Below are 17,355 nucleotides of genomic sequence, written 5' to 3'. Positions count from 1 at the left end.
CTCCGAAACCTCGTGGCACCCCCGCACTGACCTCAGGCCCGTCATGAGCATTACCATCTGCGCCCATGGGGGGCTGGGAGCACATGCGGCGCGGGCGCGCAGGGCGTCGGATGCCTCGGCGCGCCGTCATCACGGTCGCCCTCTGCGTGCTGCTCGGAGCGCTGTTCCTGTGCGTACGGCCGGGTGAGCCGCACGCCGTCACCGCCGTGTCCGGCGCGACCGCCGCGACGGCCCCGACCGGCGTGTCGGCCGTACGAGGGCCCGCCGGCGGGCACGGGACACGCGCCGTCTGCGTGTCCCCCGACGAGCCGCCCGGCTGCTCCCCCTTCTCGCACGTGGCCCCCGGCGTACTGACCGCCCCGCCGCCCGCCGTGACCGTGGCGGGCTCGGCCCCGGATCCCGTCGGGCGCGCCGCCGGCGGCGGGCCGGCCCGGCCGCACGGGACGCTCGCCCGGGCCCCCGACCTCCATGCCCTGCAAGTGCTGCGGACCTGACGGGTCCGGGCGCCGTACCGCGCTCCACCGGATCCATCCCTCCACCCCCCTCAGCAGAAGGATTCAGGGCACATGGCCAGCAGGACCCCGTACGACAGCAACTCCCCCCAGGCCCGCATAGCCGAGATGCGCCGCGCCGAGCGGGCCCGCGACCGGCGCAACGCGGCCATCGCGATCACGGTCTCGGTGGCCGTCGCCGCCGGGCTCATCGGCTTCGGCGCGTGGGTGCTGATCGACAAGCAGGAGAAGAAGGACGCCGAGGCGGCGGCCCGCAAGGCCCCGGTGAACGGCGAGCAGACCTGGGACGCGAAGGCGCTGGGCCGCAACCACGTCGAAACCCCGGTGAAGTACCCGATGAACCCGCCGGTCGGCGGCGACCACAGCCCCCGCTGGATGAACTGCAACGGCGACGTCTACAAGAACCCGGTCCCCGAGGTCAACGCCGTCCACTCGCTGGAGCACGGCGCGGTCTGGGTGACGTACAACGAGAAGGCCGCCAAGGGCGACCTCGACGCGCTCGCCGGGACCGTGGCCAAGACCCCGTACACGCTGATGAGCCCGGTCAAGGAGCAGGCCGGCACGATCATGCTGAGCGCCTGGGGCAAGCAGCTGACGGTGGACAAGGCGGACGACCCGCGCGTCGCGCAGTTCTTCACCAAGTACGTGCAGGGCCCGCAGACCCCCGAGCCGGGTGCGGCCTGCACCAGCGGGCTGGCCGAGAAGTGACCCGTACGTACTGGGCGGCCGGGACCGCCGTCCTGCTCGCGCTGCTGTTCGCGGCGGGGGCCACGGTCACCGCCGCGAGCGACAGTGACGGCGACGGTACGTCGGCCCGCGCGCCGGGCCTCTACTCACCGGACGCGGGCTTCGCCCGGGACATGGCCGTGCACCACCAGCAGGCGGTCGAGATGTCGTTCATCGTGCGGGACCGCACCAAGGACGAGCCCGTGCGCGGGCTCGCGTACGACATCGCCAACACGCAGGCCAACCAGCGGGGCATGCTGCTGGGCTGGCTGGACCTGTGGGGGCTGCCGAAGGTGGTGGCCGACGAGCCGCCGATGTCCTGGATGGGATCCGCAGACCAGCACGGCGGCCACACCGGGCACGGCACGGGTGGGCACGACGCGGGCGGGCACGACGCGGGCGGACCCAACATGGCCGGGCACGACATGGGCGGTGCCGCCGCCAAGCCCGGCGCGCTGATGGCCGGCATGGCCACCAAGGAGGAGCTCGCGCAGCTCGGCGCCGCCGAGGGCCGGGACGCCGAGGTGCTCTACCTCCAGCTGATGACCGACCACCACAAGGGCGGGGTCGCGATGGCCCAGGGCTGTGCGACGCAGTGCAAGACCCCCGCCGAGCGGGATCTGGCGCGGGGGATGGTCGAGGCGCAGCAGTCGGAGCTCACCCTCATGGCGGACATGCTGAAACAGCGCGGAGCTGCGCCGCGCGGGTGACGGGCCACGCCCGTACGGTGGTGGGAGGGCGCCCTCATCAGGCCCTCCCACCACCGGCCTGCGGAGGGTGCCAAGGCGGGCGCATCCGCGCCCGGCCGCATCGGCAGTCAGGGAGGTAACCAATGACCACCGCGGCAGACATCATGCACCCCGGGGCCCAGTGGATCCCCGCCACCGCGACTCTGGACAAGGCGGCTCAGCTGATGAGCCGGCTCAACGTGGGCGCCCTGCCCATCAGCGACGCCGCCGAGCGGCTCTGCGGCATCATCACCGACCGCGACATCGTCGTGAACTGTGTGGCCCAGGGTCTGAACCCGTCCGAGATGACCTGCGGCGACTTGGCCCAGGGCACCCCGCGCTGGATCGACGCGGGCGCGGACGTGTCCGACGTTCTGGGTGAGATGGAGAGCCACCGGATCAAGCGGCTTCCGGTCATCAAGGACAAGAAGCTGGTCGGCATGATCAGCGAGGCCGACCTGGCCCAGCACCTCGACGAACACCAGCTGGCGGGCTTCGTGGAGAAGGTCTACGCGAGCCGCTGACCCGGCCGATCCGGCCGAGCCGGCCGATCCGCCCGGCCCGGCTGATCCGCCCGGCCCGGCTCCCTTTCCGCAGCGTCCAGGATCGCCCGTGCCACCCGGCCCGGGCGGTCCAGCATGACCAGGTGCCCCGCCGGTTCGGAGACCTCGAAGCGGGCGCCGAGCCGGTCGGCCAGCTTCGCCTGGCGCTCACACCAGCGCAGGGCCCCCCGCCCGGCCGAGCCGTCGTACCCCGTGAGGACGGTGACGGGCACGGCCGGCGGGCGCCCGGTCCGCAGCGCGAGGACCTCGGCGGCGGTGTCGGGGTAGCGGGAGTTCTCCAGCAGGGCGCCGCGCCAGACCCGGCCGGTGCGGTAGCAGCGGCGTACGAGGTCCCGCGGGGCCTGGTCGCAGCCGCCGGTGCGGGAGGCCCGTACGGCGGCGCGGCGGGCGAGCGGACCCAGCGCGGCGGGCAGCCCGGCGGCGGTCAGGGCCCGGCCGAGCAGGCGGGCGGCGGCGGTGCGCAGCCCGGCGGGCCAGACCGTACGGGGGTCCTCCTCGATGCTGGTGTCGACCAGGACCAGGGCGGCGGTGCGCTCGGGGTACAGGCGGGCGAAGGCCTCTGCGTGGAACCCGGCGATCGAGTGCCCGGCGACGGTGACCGGACCGGGCAGGCCGAGCGCGTCGAGCAGCCCGGCGATGCGGCGGGCCTCCCCGGCGGCGGTCGCCGGAGCGGTGGCGGGGGCGCTCAGCCCGTGCCCGGGGCGGTCGAAGCGGACCACGGTGCGGCCCTGCGCGACGAGCAGCGCGGCGACGCGGTCCCAGTCGAACCAGGCCATGGCGAGCCCGGCGCTCAGCACCACGGGCGGCCCGCTGCCCACCACGAGGACGTGCAGCGGGACGCCGTCCACCCGTACGAAGCGGCCGGTCCGGGCGGTGCCGATTCCCTGTGCGGTCGTATGCGGTGTCATGTGCGGCGCTCCTTGTGGACCGAGTACGCGAGCAGGCCCAGCCAGAGCGCCACGAACAGCACCTGCAGCCGCTGCCCGGCGCCGAGCGCCCAGGTCCCGCGCCCGGCGGTGAACAGCGCGATGGCGGACAGGGTCCAGGCGGTGGCGAGCAGCTCCAGCCCGACCAGGACGGGCCCGTAGCGGGCGAGCGGGGCGAGCCGGCCGTAGCGGCGGGCGGCGACGGTGAGGGCGACGATCCCGACGAGGGCGCCGGTCATGGCGAGGCTGCTGCTGACGGCGTGCGCCTGATGGGTGGCCGGGACCAGGCCGGCGGTCTCCCGGGCCGCGCACACGGGGTCCACGGTGGGTGTGCAGCTCAGCGGCAGCCAGGCGTCGGCGGCGGTGGCCGCGCCGAAGAGGGTGACGCCCGCCCAGCCCACGACCGACCAGGGGCGGCGGGATCCGTCGCGGCGCAGCAGCCCGGCCAGGGCCGACAGGCCGCCCGCGAAGGCGAGCAGTCCGGCGGTGAAGTCGGTGGCCCGGAACAGGCCGCCGAGCGGCTGGTCCTGGGCGGCGAGCTCGCTGACGTACGTCTCGATGGGGTTCAGGCCGGTCGAGAGGACGACTTCGAGCACCCACGCGGTGTACGCGGCGGCGCCCAGGCCGATGAGGAGGGCGACCGGCCACGCACTGTTCGCGAAGAGCCCCTTCAGCCCCTTCAGCCCCTTTTCAGCTTCTGTGGACATACTGCGCATCATCCTCAACACGGCGGACCCGGTCCTGCGATCGGATACCCACCCGGGGTAGGGTTCCGCCCATGACGCGCCCTGCCCTGCGCACCGACCGGCGAGCGGCCCGGTGGCCCCGGCTGCTGCTGCTCGCTGCGCTGCTCCTGGGCATCGTCACCATGCACACCCTGGGCCATCCGAGTCGGTCCCACACCATGGAGGACGCGGCTCCGGCCGTCGCCGTTGCCTCGGCCGGGCGTGCCGCCGACCACACGCCGGTCCACGCGCCGGACCACGCGTCCGCAGACAGGACAGACACAGTCGCGGGCACAGGCACAGGCACAGGCATGGTCACGGGCGCGGGCACGGTCACCGTCCCGGCGCACGCTTCCCACGACCGGGGGCCCGCCGCCGAGTCCCCGCCGCCCGGCTCCGGCATGGACCCCATGTCGGTGTGCCTGGCCGTACTCGGCGGACTCACCCTGCTGATCCTGGGCGCCGGACCGGCCGGCCTCCGCGACGCCGCGCCGCTCGGGGGCGCGGCCCGCGGGCCGGGCCGGTCCGGCGGGCCGGACCCGCCCTCGCCCCGCGAACTCCTCACGAGGCTGGCGGTACTGCGCGTATAGCGACGGGCCCGCTGCCGCCTCCCGCATGCCCGCACGCGCCCCGCGCGCCGGGCCCGAGCGGCGGCAGCAGACGGCGCCCATCTGCTCGTACGACCACACCACGAGGTGCTTCCATGCGCTCTCTTCCCAGCCGTCCCACCCGCCGCGCCGTTCTCGGCGCCTCCGCCGCCCTCGCCGGTTCGGCGCTGCTCGCCGCCTGCTCCGACGGCTCCGACGGCTCCGGCCCGGACCACGGCTCCATGAACCACGGCGGCTCCTCCCCCGCCGCCTCGCCGGGCGGCTACGTGGACCCCGCCGGGCCCGAGGTCCAGGCCGCCGAGGCAGCCCGCAAGGCCGCCGGACCGGTCTCCGAGGTCAAGCTGACGGCCACCGCCACCCCGCTCGACCTGGGCGGCGGGCTCACCGTCCGCTCCTGGGCGTACGGGGACCGGCTGCCCGGCCAGGAGGTCCGGGTCACCGCGGGCGGCACCCTCGCCCTGACCCTGGCCAACAACCTCCCGCAGGCCACCTCCCTGCACTGGCACGGCCTCGCCCTGCGCAACGACATGGACGGGGTCCCGGGCCTGACCCAGCGGGACATCGCGCCGGGCGGGTCCTTCACGTACAGGTTCGCCGTCCCGAACCCGGGGACGTACTGGTTCCACCCGCACTCGGGCGTCCAGCAGGACCGCGGCCTGTACGCCCCGCTCATCGTCGAGGACCCGAAGGAGCCCCTCGCGTACGACAAGGAGTGGGTGGTGGTCCTGGACGACTGGCTCGACGGAGTCGATGGCTCCACCCCGGACGCGGTCCTCGCCGAACTCCGCAAGGGCATGGACATGCGGTCGGGCGGCGGGCACGCGGGCCACGGCGGCGCGGCCTCGCAGCCCCCGGCCGGCGGCGGGCCCTCGCGCCTGCTCATGGGCGGGGAGAGCGACGTCCTCGGCAAGGACCCGGGCGATGTCGCGTACCCGCACTACCTGGTCAACGGCCGGACGGCGCAGGACCCGTCGGTCTTCACGGCCAGGCCCGGCGACCGCATCCGGCTGCGGATCGTCAACGCGGGCGGGGACACCGCCTTCCGGATCGCCCTCGGCGGCCACGAGCTGACGGTCACCCACACCGACGGCTACCCGGTGGAGCACGCGAAGACCGGCTCGCTGCTGCTCGGCATGGGCGAGCGGTACGACGTACTGGTCACGGCGCAGGACGGGGTGTTCCCGCTGACCGCGCTCGCCGAGGGCAAGGAGGGCAAGGGCGGGTCGGCATCCGCGCTCGCCCTGCTGCGCACGGGGGCGGGGGCCGCGCCCACCACCGCGACCCGGCCCGCCGAGCTGGCCGGGAAGCCGCTGACGGCGGACCGGCTGCGCGCCGCCGAGCCCGCCGTACTGGCGGCCCGCGAGCCGGACCGCACGATCGGGATCAAGCTGACCGGCGGGATGGAGAAGTACGACTGGGCCTTCGACGGCAAGCCGTACACGGCGGACCAGCGGCACCCGGTGAAGGCGGGCGAGCGGGTCCGGCTGGAGTTCAACAACTCGACAACGATGTGGCATCCGCTGCACCTGCACGGGCACACCTTCGCGCTCGGCGGCGGCCGGGGCGGCGCGCGCAAGGACACCGCGCTGATCCTGCCGAACAGGAGTCTGACGGTCGACTTCGACGCCGACAACCCCGGTCTGTGGATGGTGCATTGCCACAACGTGTACCACGCGGAGGCCGGAATGATGACGGTGCTCGGGTATCGGCGGTAGCCGCTGCGCGGGGTCTGGCCCCCGGCCTGCGGGCCGGGGGCCAAACCCCCTTGGAGCGATGCGGGGCACATGGCACGCTTGGTGATCACCGCGCACACCACCCCCCGTGAGGACTTCCGCCAGGTATGAGCACGCCCCCGAACCCGCCCAGCAACCCGTCCGGTCCGCCGACGGAGCCCGCGGGCACGCCCATACCGGAGCCGGCCTCCGCACCCTCCGCGCCCTCCACGCCCTCCACGCCCGAGCCGGCGCAGCCGCTCTCGCTCCAGAAGTCCCCGGAGCCGACGCCGCAGCCGGCCCCGGAGCCCGCGCCGACGCCGGAACCCGAAGCGCAGCCCGAGCCGGCCGCGGCCCCCGCGCCGCAGCCCGAGCACGAGCCCATACCCGCGCCCGCCCCCGTCGACGCCTTCGCGCCGCCCGCGCCCACCGACGGCTTCGCGCCGCCGACCGCGCCCCTGCACGCGGCTCCCCCGGCCCCCTCCTTCGGTGCGCCCGTGCCGCCCGGCGGTCCCGGTGCGCCCGTGCCGCCCGCCAACCCCTGGGGTGCCCACGCCGGCCCCGGTGCCGGCCCCGGCAACCCGTGGGGCACGCCCGCCGGGTCCGCCACCAACGGCCTGGCCGTCGCCGCCCTCGTCATCGGCATCGCCGCCGTGGTCGTCGGGCTCATCCCGTTCGTCTTCTGGGCGGGCTCCCTCCTCGCCGTGGTCGGCATCGGCATCGGCATCGGCGCCCTCGTCCGCGCCTCGGACGGCGCCGGCCGCAAGACGATGGCCGTCGTCGGCACCGTCCTCGCCGTACTCGGGTTCGGCGCCTCCGTCGGCGGCTTCCTCCTCACCGGCCTCGTCCTCGAAAGGGCCGGCGGCCGGTTCGACGACGACTGGGACCCGCCGGCCGACCTCCGCCGCAGCATGCCGCCGAGCCCGAAGGCCTCGCCCACGCCTTCGCCCTCGCAGGTCCCCGGCATCACGACCCCGCTGCCGTTCGGCGAGACGTACACGTACCCGAACGGCATCAAGGTGACCCTCTCGACGCCGAAGAAGTACGTCACGAAGAGCAAGTACTCCCAGGTCGGCAACGCGGTCGAGATGACGCTCACCATCACCAACGGCTCGTCCGCCGCGCACAACGTCATCTACGCGATGCCCAACGTCCGCGACGAGAAGGGCATGACCGCCAAGCTCGTCTTCGACGGCGACGTCCCGAAGATGATCAAGGGCGACATCCTGCCGGGCGAGTCCGCCAGCGGGGTCGTGGCCTTCGAGGTGCCCGAGGGCACCGAGCGCATCAGCGCCGACATCTCGCCCGGAATCATGATGCCGAACGCGAAGTTCAGCGGCTCGATCGGCTGACGGAAACGCACGAGAAGTGCGGGGCCCAGGACATCGCGTCAGAAAGACGATTAGACTGGGCCCCGTGCCTCAACTTCGCCTCGCTCTGAATCAGATCGACTCGCAGGTCGGCAACATCGCCGCCAACGCCGACTCGGTCGTCCACTGGACCCGGCACTCCGCCGAGCAGGGCGCCCACCTGGTGGCGTTCCCGGAGATGATGCTGACCGGGTACCCCGTCGAGGACCTCGCCCTGCGCAGCTCCTTCGTCGACGCCTCCCGCACGGCGCTGCTCGAACTCGCGGAGCGGCTGGCTGCCGAGGGCTTCGGCGAACTGCCGGTCGTCGTCGGCTACCTCGACCGCTCCGAGAAGGCCGCCCCGCGGCTCGGCCGCCCCGCCGGTTCCCCGGAGAACGCGGCCGCCGTGCTGTACGGAGGGAAGGTCGTCCTCCGCTTCGCCAAGCACCACCTCCCCAACTACGGCGTGTTCGACGAGTTCCGCTACTTCGTCCCCGGCGACACCCAGCCGGTGATCCGGGTACGCGGCGTCGACGTGGCCCTGGCGATCTGCGAGGACCTCTGGCAGGAGGGCGGCCGCGTCCCGGCCACCCGCTCCGCCGGGGCCGGCCTGCTGATCTCCGTCAACGCCTCCCCGTACGAGCGCAACAAGGACGACCTGCGCCTCGAACTGGTCCGGAAGCGCGCCCAGGAGGCCGGCTGCACCCTCGCCTACCTGGCCATGATCGGCGGCCAGGACGAGCTGGTCTTCGACGGCGACTCGATCGTCGTCGACGGCAGCGGCGAGGTCATCGCACGCGCCCCGCAGTTCTCGGAGGGCTGCGTCCTCGTCGACCTCGACCTGCCCGCGGCGCGGGCCGACGCCCCCGAGGGCGTGGTCGACGACGGCCTGCGGATCGACCGCGTGGTCCTCTCCGAGGAGCCGGTGGAGCCGTACGAGCCGGTGGTCACCGGCGGTTACGCCGACCGCCTCGACGATGACGAGGAGATCTACGACGCGCTGGTCGTGGGCCTGCGCGCGTACGTCAAGAAGAACGGATTCCGCTCCGTCCTGATCGGGCTCTCTGGCGGCATCGACTCCGCGCTGGTCGCCGCCATCGCCTGCGATGCGATCGGCGCGCAGAACGTGTACGGCATCTCGATGCCCTCGAAGTACTCCTCGGACCACTCCAAGGGCGACGCGGCCGATCTGGCCGACCGGACCGGCCTGAACTTCCGTACGGTGCCGATCGAGCCGATGTTCGACGCGTACATGGGCTCGCTGGGCCTGACCGGCCTGGCGGAAGAGAACCTCCAGTCCCGGCTGCGCGGCACGATGCTGATGGCGGTCTCCAACCAGGAGGGCCACATCGTGCTGGCCCCGGGCAACAAGTCGGAGCTGGCCGTCGGCTACTCCACCCTCTACGGCGACTCGGTGGGCGCGTACGGCCCGATCAAGGACGTCTACAAGTCGGACGTGTTCCGGCTCGCGCAGTACCGCAACCGGGCCGCGGCCGAACGCGGCGAGACCCCGCCGATCCCGGAGAACTCCATCGTGAAGCCGCCGAGCGCCGAACTGCGCCCGGGCCAGGTGGACACGGACTCACTGCCGGACTACCCGGTGCTGGACGCGATCCTGGAGCTGTACGTGGACCGCGACCAGGGCATGGAGGCGATCGTCTCGGCCGGATTCGACCGCGAGCTGGTCGCCAGGACGCTGCGGATGGTGGACACGGCGGAGTACAAGCGCCGCCAGTACCCGCCGGGCACGAAGATCTCCGCGAAGGGCTTCGGCAAGGACCGCCGGCTGCCCATCACGAACGGCTGGCGCGAACAGGCGTAAGGGGTGTCCGGCGAAGGGGCCCCGCCGCCGATGCGGCGAGGCCCCTTCCGGAACAGGTGCGGGTTACTTCTTCACCGTCAGCCGCGCAGCGACCGGCAGGTGGTCGCTGCCGGTGCGCGGGAGGGTCCAGGAGCCCTCCGGCGTGATCCCGCGGACCATGATCTGGTCGATGCGGGCCATCGGGAACCGGGCCGGCCAGCTGAATCCGAATCCGTCGCCCGCCGCGCCCTGGGTGGAGCGCATCTGCGAGGTGACCTCGGACAGGGAGCGGTCGTTCATGGTGCCGTTGAGGTCGCCGAGCAGGATGACCTTCTTCAGCGGTTCGGCGGCGAGCGCGGCGCCCAGGGCCCCGGCGCTGTTGTCGCGCTGGTTGGCGGTGAATCCGGCGTTGAGCTTGACCCGGACGGAGGGCAGGTGGGCGGCGAAGACGGCCATCTGGCCGTACGGGCTGTCCACGGTGGTGCGCATGGCGCGGGTCCAGCCCATCTTTATGTCGACGGGCGAGGCGGCGCTCAGCGGGTACTTGCTCCACACGCCGACCGTGCCCTCGACCGAGTGGTACTTGTACGTGCCCGCCAGGGCCTCCTCGTAGACGGGGACGACACTGCCCTTGAGCTCGGTCAGGGCCAGGATGTCGGCCCCGGACTTCGCGACCCGGGCTGCGGTGCCGCGCGGGTCGGGGTTGTCGGCGTCGACGTTGTGGGTGGCGACCATCAGGTTGCCGCCGGAGCCGGACTTGTCGAGGACCAGGCTGCCGAAGAGGTTCACCCAGACGACGGCCGTCAGCAGTATCGCGATCAGCGCGGTGGCGGACTTGCGGACGACGGCGGCGACGAGCAGGAGCGGCACGGCCAGCCCCAGCCAGGGCAGGAAGGTCTCGGTGAGGCTGCCGAGGTTGCCCACGTCGTTCGGCAGCTCGGCGTGGAAGATCATGACGAGCGAGGTCAGGGCGGCCAGGGCCGCGGTCACGATCCCGCGCCGCCAGATGCCCCGGTCTCTGCGCAGCCCGGCCAGTCGGCGCCGGAGGCGGGATCCGGAGGGCTCGGGCTCCGAGCCGCCGTTCCCCGTCTCCGTCATGTACGCCTGTGCCATGCCACTGCCCTCGCTGCCGTGCTTGCGCTCCGTCCCCGCTCCTTGACCCTAGGCGATGGACGCAGCCTTCCGTGCCGTTGTTCCGGCCGTACGTCCGGGAGGACGAACGGCCGTGTGGCCGAGGTTCCGCTTGTCACGAAACGCGTACATTGGCTCTCGCGCGCGTCGAACCGCCGCAGAGGGGACCATGAAGGGGCCAGGAGTGGTCCTGGTGTGAGCCAGGAGTGTGACGCACAGGTCTTCGCGCCACTTTCGCCACGGCCCGGGCAGGTGCCACCATGGTGGGTGAGTCCGGGGACGCCGTAAGGGCGCCTCGAGATGACATCAAGGAGCAGTTGCAATGACGCATGCCGTTTCGCCTGCCCGCGAAGCCGCCTCCCCCACCCTGTACGGAGGCACGGGCACCCGGCGGATCACCGTCCGCGACCTCACCCTCGCCAAGGAGCGCGGCGAGAAGTGGCCCATGCTCACCGCCTACGACGCGATGACCGCGTCCGTCTTCGACGAGGCCGGCATCCCGGTCATCCTCGTCGGCGACTCCATGGGCAACTGTCACCTCGGCTACGACTCCACGGTCCCGGTGACGATGGACCAGATGACCATGCTCTCGGCGGCCGTCGTACGCGGCACGAGCAGGGCCCTGGTCATCGGCGACATGCCGTTCGGCTCGTACCAGGAAGGCGCCGTGCAGGCGCTGCGCAGTGCCACCCGCCTCGTGAAGGAGGCCGGCGTCGGGGCCGTGAAGCTGGAGGGCGGCGAGCGCTCGCTGCACCAGACCGAGCTGATCGTGCAGTCCGGCATCCCCGTCATGTCCCACCTGGGCCTGACCCCGCAGTCCGTGAACGCCATGGGCTACCGGGTGCAGGGCCGCGGCGACGAGGCCGCGCACCAGCTGCTGCGCGATGCCAAGGCGGCGCAGGACGCGGGCGCCTTCGCGGTCGTGCTGGAGCTGGTTCCGGCCGAGCTGGCCGCCGAGGTCACCCGGTCCCTGCACATCCCGACGGTCGGCATCGGCGCGGGCGCGGAGTGCGACGCGCAGGTGCTGGTGTGGACCGACATGATGGGCCTGACCGGCGGGAAGATGCCGAAGTTCGTGAAGCAGTACGCGAACCTCCGCGCGACCATGGGCGACGCGGCGAAGGCCTTCGCCGAGGACGTGGTCGGCGGAACGTTCCCGCAGGCCGAGCACAGCTTCCACTGATCGAATAAGCGCCCTGTCCGACAGCCCGCCGACGCGTCGTCGGCGGGCTGTCGGCTTCCTGTCGGTTGCCTGTCGGTCCGCTGTCGGTGCGTTGTCGGTGGCGGGTGGTCCCATGGTGCCCATGACGCGAAACGACAAGAATCCCCTGAACGGCTCGAACGCCGTCGAGGTACGGGGACTGGTCAAGCACTACGGCGAGACCAAAGCCCTGGACGGTGTCGACCTGGACGTCCGCGAGGGCACCGTCCTCGGGGTCCTCGGGCCCAACGGCGCCGGCAAGACCACCCTCGTACGCTGCCTCTCCACCCTGATCGTCCCGGACGCCGGGACCGCGACCGTCGCGGGCTACGACGTGGTCCGCCAGCCGCGGCAGCTGCGCCGCACCATAGGCCTGACCGGCCAGTACGCCTCGGTCGACGAGAAGCTCTCCGGCTGGGAGAACCTCTACATGATCGGCCGGCTGCTCGACCTGTCCCGCAAGGACGCCCGGTCGCGCGCCGACGAGCTGCTGGAGCGCTTCTCGCTCACCGACGCCGCCAAGAAGGCCGCGATGAACTACTCCGGCGGCATGCGCCGCCGGCTCGACCTGGCCGCCTCCATGATCGGCCGCCCGGCCGTGCTGTACCTGGACGAGCCGACCACCGGCCTGGACCCCCGTACCCGCAACGAGGTGTGGGACGAGGTGCAGCGGATGGTCGCCGAGGGGGCCACCGTCCTGCTCACCACCCAGTACATGGAGGAGGCCGAGCAGCTCGCGAGCGAGCTGACGGTCATCGACAAGGGCAAGGTCATCGCCAACGGCAAGGTCGACGAGCTGAAGGCCCGGGTCGGCGGCCGGACCCTGAAGATCCGCCCCGTCGCCGCGTCCGACCTGCCGGGCATGGCCCGTGCGCTGGCGGAGGCCGGGCTCGACGGCGTGGCCGGTTCGCAGGCCGTGCCCGACGAGGGCGTGCTGCTGGTCCCGATCCTGAGCGACGAGCAGCTGACCGCCGTGGTCGGCCTGCTGGCCGCCCGCGGGTACGCGATCGCCGATCTCGGCACGTACCTGCCCAGCCTGGACGAGGTGTTCCTGGCCATCACCGGCCAGCGGCCCACCTCCGTCGAGGACTCCGTTCCCACCGAGCAGACCGAGGAGGTCGCGGCATGAGCACCGTAACCACGACGAAGCCCGCTCCCACCGCGCCCGCTCCGGCCCCGGTGGACGTCCGCTCCGGCGAGGGCCGGATCGGCCTGCGCGCCAACTTGCGGCACATCGGCGCCCTGGTGCGCCGCAACGCCCTGCAGATCAAGCAGGACCCCGAGTCGATGTTCGACGTCCTGTTCATGCCGATCATCTTCACGCTGCTGTTCGTGTTCGTCTTCGGCGGTGCGATCTCCGGCAAGGGCCAGCAGGAGGCGTACGTCAACTACGTCGTCCCGGGCCTGATGGCCATGATGGGCATGAACATCGCCATGGGCGTCGGCACCGGCGTCAATGACGACTTCAAGAAGGGTGTGATGGACCGCTTCCGGTCCATGCCGATCGCCCGGTCGTCCGTCCTGATCGCCAAGATCGTCGTCGAGCTCGGCCGCATGATGGTCGCCATCGCGATCCTGCTCACCGTGGGCTTCATGCTCGGCCTGTCGATCAAGACCTCGGTGTTCGACCTGCTGCTGTCGATCGGCCTGTCGGCGGTCTTCGGCGCCTCGCTGATGTGGATCTTCATCCTGCTCGGTCTCACGATGAAGACCGCGCAGGCAGTCCAGGGCATGGCGATGCTGGTCCTGATGCCGCTGCAGTTCGGCAGCTCGATCTTCGCCCCGCCCTCGACGATGCCCGGCTGGCTGCAGACCTTCACGGACTACAACCCGCTGTCCAACCTGGCGGACGCGGCCCGTGGCCTGATCAACGGCGGTGCGGTCGCCCACCCGGTGACGGTGACCCTGATCTGGTCGGTGGCCATCACGGCGGTCACCATGCCGCTCGCGGTCCGAAAGTTCCGCCAGAAGACCTGATCCGGGACGACCGGTCCGTTCCGGATCGCGTCCCGGACGGGCCCCGCACGGGGGGTGGGTCAGATGAGGGCGGTGGCCTCCTCCAGGGTGAGGCCGCCGCCTTCGGCGTATGCGGACGCGTACGCGGCGTCCCCGAGCGCGGCGCGCGTCAGCTCCTCGGCCCGGGCGGCGTCCTCGCGTTCCATGCTGACCGGGAAGTGCTGGGACGGCAGCAGGGCTCGGTACGCGCCGAGCAGCCGGGCGGCGTCGTACGCGTGCTGCGGGCCGCCGAGGCCGGCGTGGGAGAGGGCTGCCGTCATCAGGTACACGGCGGGCATCTGCGGGGCGACCATCAGGGCGAGGGGGTCGTGGGCCGTCTCCATGGCCTGCCGCAGCAGGGCGAGGGCGTCCGCGTACTTGCCCTCCCGGTTCTCCAGCCAGGCCATCGTGCCGAGCAGGAACCCGTCGAAGATGGCGAACGCGCCGAACGCGAACTCCTCGCGCAGCAGCTGGAGCTGGCGGCGGGCCTCGGGGATGCGGCCGGTGCGGCCGTAGACGCCCGCGAGGAACATCCGGGCGGCCGGCATGGCCTCGTTGGCGTAGCCGAGGGGGGTGCTCACGATCCCGGTGAGGATCTCCTCGGCCTCGGCGACCGCGCCGCTCTCGACGAGGGTCCCGGCCATCCGCACGCGCAGGATCGTGACCTGCGACAGGGCACCGAGCCGCTCGGCGTGCTCGATCGCGGCTCGGAAATCGTCGGCGGCCGCCGCGTACTCGCCCCGCTTCTCGCGGGATTCGGCGCGGGCGGAGAGTGCCTCGGCGCAGCCCCAGTCGTCGCCGAGCGACTCGAACAGGGCGTGGCTCTCATCGGCGTCGCGGGCCGCGTCTCCGGACCAGGCGGCCCGGTTGGCCAGCCAGTTGGCCCGTACCCCGAGGGCGCCGGCCAGCTCCCAGCGGTAGTCCAGCTCCCGGGCGGTGCCGACGCTGGCGTCGAGTACCTGCTGGAGCAGGCCGGAGTCCCCGGCGATCATCACGGCGTAGATCCACAGGCCGGCGGGGTAGCGGCAGGTCTGCGGCAGGCCGGGCCGGTAGGCGGCGAGGACCCCCTCGACCCGGTCCCGGATCTCCGGCGCGTTCCAGCTCTCGTTGGTCTGGTCGCGGGAGGCGAGCTGGATCAGTCGGATGCCGCGCCAGGCCTCGGTGAGCAGCTCCCCCGTGTACGGCGGGGGCGTGTCCACGAGCCGTGCGTACACCGGCTCGGCGGGGGTGACCGGCGCTCGGAACGGGTCGGGGCCGAGCGCGCCGGCGGCATCGGACCAGTGCCGGGATTCGGCGCGCAGTTCGTGCATCTGCCAGTACCAGGTGAGGGAGTGGACCAGGCAGAGCACCTCGCCGGTGTCGCGGGCGGCGATGGCGCGGCGCAGGGCGGTACGGAGGTTCTCGTACTCGGCGGCGAACCGCTCCGTGGCCTCGCGCTGGCGGCGGCCGCGCAGCAACGGCTCGGTGGTGCGGGCGAGTTCGCGGTAGTACGTGAGGTGGCGGCGCTCGGTGTCGGCACGGTCCCCGGCGGCCTCGGCCAGCCGCTCGGCGGCGTACTCGGCGACGGTCTCGAGGAGCCGGTAGCGCATGCCGGCGCCCTGGCCGGGGGCGGCGACGACGAGGGACTTGTCGACGAGGGAGCCGAGGACGTCGAGGGTGTCGGGGTCGGCGCACACGGCTTCGGCGGCGGCCACGTCGCAGCCGCCGGCGAAGACGGAGAGCCGGCGCAGGACGGCGCGCTCGGGCTCGTCCAGCAGGTCCCAGGACCAGTCGACGACGGCGCGCAGGGTCTGCTGGCGGGGCAGGACGGTACGGGCGCCGCTGGTCAGGAGCCGGAACCGGTCGTCGAGGCGGTCGGCGATCTGGCGCGGGGTGAGCAGCCGCAGCCGGGCCGCGGCCAGCTCGATGGCGAGCGGCAGCCCGTCGAGGCGGCGGCAGATCTCTGCGGCGGCGGCCGGGTCGTCCTCGACGCTGAACCCGGGCCGGGCGGCGGCACCCCGGTCCCCCAGGAGCCGGAGCGCGACGGGGTCGGGCAGCGGTTCCACCGGCCGCAGCAACTCCCCCGGCACGCCGAGGGGTTCGCGGCTGGTGGCCAGGATCCGGACGCCGGGGCAGCGCGCGAGGAGTTCCTCGGCCAGCTCGGCGGCGGCGCCGACGACGTGCTCGCAGTTGTCCAGGATCATCAGCATCCGCCGCCGCGCGCAGTGCTCCGCGAGCCGGTCGAGGGGCTGGTCCCCGGCCCGGTCGGTCAGCACCCGCAGCTCCTCGGCGGCGGCGCCGCGCAGCTTGGTCTCCCGCGCGCCGAGCGCGGTGAGCGCGGCCTCGGCGACGTCCTCGGGATCGTCCACGGGAGCCAGCTCCACGAACCACACGCCGTCGGGCCAGGCCACGGCGGCGCGCTCGGCGGCCTCCTGGGACAGCCGTGTCTTCCCGGCCCCACCGGGCCCGAGCAGCGTCACGAGCCGGGCCCGCGCCAGATCCTCCCGGATGACCCGGATATCCCCCTCCCGCCCCACGAAACTGGTCAACCGCACCCGCAGGTTCCCCTGCCCGGGGGGTACGGGGCCACCGGCCGGCTCGGCGCCCGGCCCCTGGCCCGGCTGCGCCGGGCCGGCGGCCGGATGCTGCGCGCCGCGCGGGGCGGAGGGCGGTGCAGGGCTCGGGGCCGGGGCCAGGAGGGATGCGTGGAGGGCTTGGAGGGCGGGGCCCGGGTTGGTGCCCAGGCGGGTGACGAGGGTGCGGCGGACGGTGTCGTAGGCGGCCAGTGCCTCCGCCGGGCGGCCCGCGTCCTGCATTGCGCGGATCCGTAGGACCTGGAGCGGCTCGTCCAGCGGGTGCTGCTCGCACAGGGCGGTCAGCTCCGGGAGGACGCGCTCGGCCTCGCCCAGGGCCAGGGCCGCCGCAAGCCGGCCCCGGCGCGCGTCCAGGCATACGGCCTCCCACCGGGCGGACTCGGCCGCCGGGTCCGGCAGATCCGCCAGTGCCGGGCCGCGCCACAGCGCCAGGGCCTCGTCGTACAGGGCGGCCGCCTCGGCCGGGTCCTGCGCCGCGGCTCCGGCCCGCGCGAGCCGCTCGAAGCGGTACAGGTCGACGTCCTCGCGCGCCCCGACCAGCAGGTATCCGCCCTCCGCCGACCGCACCGCCCCGTGTCCCAGCGCCTTCCGCAGCCGGGCCACCAGTGCCTGCAGCGCGGCCGGCGCATCCGCCGGCCGGTCCCCGTCCCACACCTCGGCCACGAGCAGGTGCACCGGCACCGCCCGCCCCGGGCGCAGCGCGAGCGCCGTCAGCAGCGCCCGCAGGCGCGCTCCGCCGACGGCGACGGGGGTCCCGTCGTCGCGGATGGCCTGGGCCTTGCCGAGAATCGCGTAACGCACCGGC

The 17,355-nt window shown here is 73.4% G+C and carries 15 protein-coding genes; 11 read left to right on the top strand and 4 right to left on the bottom strand.

Annotation, left to right across the window (positions count from 1 at the left end; all coding sequences use genetic code 11):
- Nucleotides 1-110: 110 nt before the first annotated feature.
- From AB0M76_RS28990 to AB0M76_RS28975, 4 genes are all read left to right on the top strand, one after another.
- Nucleotides 111-494, top strand: a complete 384-nt coding sequence (locus AB0M76_RS28990; RefSeq protein WP_365955674.1) for a hypothetical protein — start codon at nucleotides 111-113, stop codon at nucleotides 492-494.
- 72 nt (nucleotides 495-566) lie between these two features.
- A complete protein-coding gene (locus tag AB0M76_RS28985; RefSeq protein WP_365955673.1) occupies nucleotides 567-1,220 on the top strand; it encodes a DUF3105 domain-containing protein in 654 nt (217 codons plus the stop codon).
- Complete coding sequence (locus AB0M76_RS28980) at nucleotides 1,217-1,948, top strand: DUF305 domain-containing protein (RefSeq protein ID WP_365955672.1); 732 nt, start codon at nucleotides 1,217-1,219, stop codon at nucleotides 1,946-1,948. Before AB0M76_RS28985 ends, AB0M76_RS28980 begins: the two co-directional genes overlap by 4 nt.
- Before the next feature lie 122 nt (nucleotides 1,949-2,070).
- Complete coding sequence (locus tag AB0M76_RS28975; RefSeq protein ID WP_365955671.1) at nucleotides 2,071-2,490, top strand: CBS domain-containing protein; 420 nt, start codon at nucleotides 2,071-2,073, stop codon at nucleotides 2,488-2,490.
- On the opposite strand, the gene AB0M76_RS28970 is transcribed toward AB0M76_RS28975, so the two are convergent.
- Complete coding sequence (locus AB0M76_RS28970; RefSeq protein WP_365955670.1) at nucleotides 2,475-3,437, bottom strand: alpha/beta hydrolase; 963 nt, start codon at nucleotides 3,435-3,437, stop codon at nucleotides 2,475-2,477. The genes AB0M76_RS28975 and AB0M76_RS28970 overlap by 16 nt on opposite strands.
- Nucleotides 3,434-4,162, bottom strand: a complete 729-nt coding sequence (locus AB0M76_RS28965) for a DUF998 domain-containing protein (RefSeq protein ID WP_365955669.1) — start codon at nucleotides 4,160-4,162, stop codon at nucleotides 3,434-3,436. Before AB0M76_RS28965 ends, AB0M76_RS28970 begins: the two co-directional genes overlap by 4 nt.
- Nucleotides 4,163-4,233: 71 nt before the next feature.
- On the opposite strand from AB0M76_RS28965, the gene AB0M76_RS28960 reads away from it, so the two are divergent.
- The 4 genes from AB0M76_RS28960 to AB0M76_RS28945 all read left to right on the top strand — a co-directional run bounded on the left by AB0M76_RS28960 (nucleotide 4,234) and on the right by AB0M76_RS28945 (nucleotide 9,671).
- Nucleotides 4,234-4,770, top strand: coding sequence for a hypothetical protein (locus AB0M76_RS28960; protein ID WP_365955668.1), 537 nt, complete (start codon nucleotides 4,234-4,236; stop codon nucleotides 4,768-4,770).
- A gap of 113 nt (nucleotides 4,771-4,883) precedes the next feature.
- On the top strand, nucleotides 4,884-6,503 hold the full coding sequence (locus tag AB0M76_RS28955; RefSeq protein ID WP_365955667.1) for a multicopper oxidase family protein: 1,620 nt from the start codon (nucleotides 4,884-4,886) through the stop codon (nucleotides 6,501-6,503).
- Nucleotides 6,504-6,628: 125 nt separating this feature from the next.
- Complete coding sequence (locus tag AB0M76_RS28950; RefSeq protein ID WP_365955666.1) at nucleotides 6,629-7,852, top strand: DUF4190 domain-containing protein; 1,224 nt, start codon at nucleotides 6,629-6,631, stop codon at nucleotides 7,850-7,852.
- Between the two features lie 64 nt (nucleotides 7,853-7,916).
- A complete protein-coding gene (locus tag AB0M76_RS28945) occupies nucleotides 7,917-9,671 on the top strand; it encodes an NAD+ synthase (RefSeq protein WP_365955665.1) in 1,755 nt (584 codons plus the stop codon).
- Between the two features lie 63 nt (nucleotides 9,672-9,734).
- Here the strand turns inward: AB0M76_RS28945 and AB0M76_RS28940 are convergent, their stop codons facing one another.
- Entirely contained in the window at nucleotides 9,735-10,763 is a 1,029-nt protein-coding gene (locus AB0M76_RS28940) for an endonuclease/exonuclease/phosphatase family protein (protein WP_365955664.1), read from the bottom strand.
- Nucleotides 10,764-11,103: 340 nt separating this feature from the next.
- Between AB0M76_RS28940 and panB the strand changes: the two genes are divergently transcribed.
- From panB to AB0M76_RS28925, 3 genes are all read left to right on the top strand, one after another.
- On the top strand, nucleotides 11,104-11,964 hold the full coding sequence (gene panB / locus AB0M76_RS28935) for a 3-methyl-2-oxobutanoate hydroxymethyltransferase (protein ID WP_266629775.1): 861 nt from the start codon (nucleotides 11,104-11,106) through the stop codon (nucleotides 11,962-11,964).
- Between the two features lie 112 nt (nucleotides 11,965-12,076).
- A complete protein-coding gene (locus AB0M76_RS28930) occupies nucleotides 12,077-13,111 on the top strand; it encodes an ATP-binding cassette domain-containing protein (protein WP_365955663.1) in 1,035 nt (344 codons plus the stop codon).
- Complete coding sequence (locus tag AB0M76_RS28925) at nucleotides 13,108-13,959, top strand: ABC transporter permease (RefSeq protein WP_365955662.1); 852 nt, start codon at nucleotides 13,108-13,110, stop codon at nucleotides 13,957-13,959. Before AB0M76_RS28930 ends, AB0M76_RS28925 begins: the two co-directional genes overlap by 4 nt.
- Before the next feature lie 59 nt (nucleotides 13,960-14,018).
- Here AB0M76_RS28925 and AB0M76_RS28920 read toward each other — a convergent pair whose 3' ends face one another.
- Complete coding sequence (locus AB0M76_RS28920) at nucleotides 14,019-17,351, bottom strand: BTAD domain-containing putative transcriptional regulator (RefSeq protein WP_365955661.1); 3,333 nt, start codon at nucleotides 17,349-17,351, stop codon at nucleotides 14,019-14,021.
- Nucleotides 17,352-17,355: the final 4 nt, after the last annotated feature.

Source organism: Streptomyces sp. NPDC051364, from assembly GCF_040682115.1.
Taxonomy (GTDB): Bacteria; Actinomycetota; Actinomycetes; order Streptomycetales; family Streptomycetaceae; genus Streptomyces.
Note: the sequence above shows the minus strand (reverse complement) of the source record. Positions and strands in the feature narration are given on the sequence as shown.